1 protein-coding gene is annotated in these 369 nt (G+C 67.8%); it reads right to left on the bottom strand.

The window, feature by feature from the left end; genetic code table 11:
- Window positions 1–353: hypothetical protein (locus tag ADK66_RS04090; RefSeq protein WP_157552195.1), on the bottom strand; the 353-nt coding region annotated here is incomplete at its 3' end.
- Window positions 354–369: the final 16 nt, after the last annotated feature.

Genomic DNA, 369 nt, shown 5'->3' with positions numbered 1-369 from the left:
CCAGACGGCACACACACCACCCGCGAATCCCCACCCGGATCCGCAACCATCGACTCCAACACCACCCGGAACATCCCCGCCAACCGCACCAACCCCGCCGACCCAAACACCCGCGCATCGGCGACGAGGTCGAGGAAGCCGCTGGCCGCGGTGACCTGGAGGGCGAACTCGGTGCCACCTTCACCGGCGACGGCCTCGAAGCCGACCTGCTCCTCGCTGTCGGTGTTGGCGCGACGGAACTCGGTGTAGTCGAAGACGACGTCGATGGGATGCGTGTCGGCGCCGGTCAGACGCCGTACCGCCGGCAACGGGAAACGCCGATGCGGCCACAACCGCACCTCACCGTCAAACACCGACCGCACCAGATCA

The sequence above is a fragment of the Micromonospora sp. NRRL B-16802 genome (genome assembly GCF_001279555.1).
Taxonomy (GTDB): domain Bacteria; phylum Actinomycetota; class Actinomycetes; order Mycobacteriales; family Micromonosporaceae; genus Micromonospora; species Micromonospora profundi.
This window is presented reverse-complemented; position numbering and strand designations above follow the sequence as displayed.